General features: G+C 61.8%; 1 protein-coding gene. It reads left to right on the forward strand.

Translation table 11 applies throughout. The features are described from left to right. The coding region (locus tag WCA53_RS07325; RefSeq protein WP_423907454.1) for an alpha-1,4-glucan--maltose-1-phosphate maltosyltransferase at positions 1 to 2,251 on the forward strand (2,251 nt) is incomplete at both ends.

Raw genomic sequence — 2,251 nt, forward strand, 5'->3', positions numbered from 1 at the left:
CACCGGCGCGGGTACGCCGTACGCGGTGATCCTGCGCGGTAGCGGTCCTGACTTGCGCTCGGCCGGCGAGGCTGCGCTGATCGTGATCAATCCCGATCTCGCGACACCGGTCTATATCGATACACGGCATCTGCTAGACGGCGCACCGGGGAATTTCACGCGGTTTAGAAGGATCGATGAAGACGCGTCGAATCCGGCGCTGCCGCTTGAGCCCTTCCTGCTTGAAGCCGGCGAAGTCCGGTTGTTCCGGGCCGCCGCGGAGCCGCCCATCGTGCTCGCGCAGCCGCAAGTGAAGCGCGGTGCGAAGGTCGCGGACAAGAAGTCCGTGATCGAGGCGCTATCGGCGCCGCGCGTGATGATCGAAAGCGTGACGCCGTCGGTCGATCACGGGCGTTTTCCGGCCAAGCGCGTCGTCGGGGAATCGGCGCAAATCACGGCGGCGATCTTCGCTGAAGGTCACGACAAGATCGCGGCGGCCGTGCAATGGCGTGCGGCCGATGAAACCGTCTGGCACGAAGTGCCAATGGTCCCTGTGCTGCCGTTGGGCAACGACTTGTGGACAACGTACATTCCACTCGACCGGCTCGGCCGCCATGAATTCACCGTGATCGCATGGCGAGACGACTTTGCCTCGCTGATCGATCACATGCAGAAGAAGCTGAAAGCCGATCAACCGATCGATCTCGAAGTAGACGAAGCGCAGCATTTGTTCGCCCTGATGCTCGCGGAAGTCAAGACAACTGCGGACTCGGACAGCGAACCGCTGGAACGCATCGTGAAGGAGTTCGCCAAGGCCGATGCTGCGCGGCGTCAGGAACTGACGTTGGCGCCTGACACGGCGAAGGCCGTGGAAGCCGCGCGTCACCGGCCGTTCCTGTCCCGGGACCCAGTGACGTACCGAATCGACGCTGAGCGCGCCGCCGCGCGCTTCGCGAGCTGGTACGAAATCTTCCCGCGCTCGATGAGCGACGACGAAAATCGCCATGGCACGTTTATCGATGTCATCGGCAAGATGCCGCGCATCCGCGAGATGGGTTTCGACGTGCTGTATTTCCCGCCGATAAGCCCGATCGGCATCGCGAACCGCAAGGGCAAGAACAACGCCCTGAACGCGCAACCAGGCGATCTGGGCAGCCCTTACGCAATCGGCGGCAAGGAAGGCGGCCACGATGCGGTACATCCTGAGCTCGGCGATCTCGACGACTTCAAGCGCATGCTCGACGCGGCGCGTGCTCATGGCCTGGAGATCGCGCTCGACTTCGCCGTGCAGTGCTCGCCCGACCATCCCTGGTTGAAAGAACATCCGACCTGGTTTGCGTGGCGTCCCGACGGCACGCTTCGATACGCCGAAAATCCGCCGAAGAAGTATCAGGACATCGTCAATCCGGACTTCTACGCCGCCGACGCCAAGCCCGAACTCTGGCTTGCGTTGCGCGACGTGTTCCTCTTCTGGGTCGCGGCGGGCGTGAAGATTTTCCGCGTCGATAACCCTCACACCAAACCGATGCCCTTCTGGGAATGGGTCATCGCCGATGTCCGCTCGCGGCACCCGGACGTGATATTCCTGGCGGAAGCATTTACGCGGCCCCGCGTGATGAACCGCCTCGCCAAGCTGGGCTTCTCGCAGTCGTACACATATTTCACCTGGCGCGAATCGAAACGCGATTTCCTCGAATACATGCACGACCTGACGCAAACGGACGCGCAGGACTTTTTCCGCCCGAACTTCTTCGTCAATACGCCTGACATCAACCCGCGTTTCCTGCAGCGTTCGGGACGTGCCGGCTTTGTGATCCGCGCCGCGCTCGCAGCAACGCTCTCTGGCCTGTGGGGCGTCTATAGCGGCTTCGAATTGTGTGAAGCGGCCGCGTTGCCCAACAGCGAGGAATATCTCGATTCGGAGAAGTACCAGATCCGCGCGTGGGACTGGAACCGGCCCGGGAATATTGTCGGAGAAATTACAGCGCTCAATCGCATCCGGCGAGCGAATCCGGCACTGCATTCGCACCTCGGCATCAAGTTCCTGACCGCGCACAACGAGAACATTCTCTTCTTCGAGAAGGCCAACGCCACGCGCGACAATGTCGTGCTGGTGGCGATCAATCTCGATCCGTTCAACCAGCAAGGCGCCGATGTGGAACTGCCGTGGCAGACGTTGAGCGACTGGGGCGTGCAGGAATGGGATGCGCTTGCCGTGGAAGACCAGATGACCGGCGAGCGCTTCGAATGGCGAGGCAGGACGCAGCATATC

The organism is Caballeronia sp., assembly GCF_049581465.1.
Taxonomy (GTDB): Bacteria; Pseudomonadota; Gammaproteobacteria; order Burkholderiales; family Burkholderiaceae; genus Caballeronia.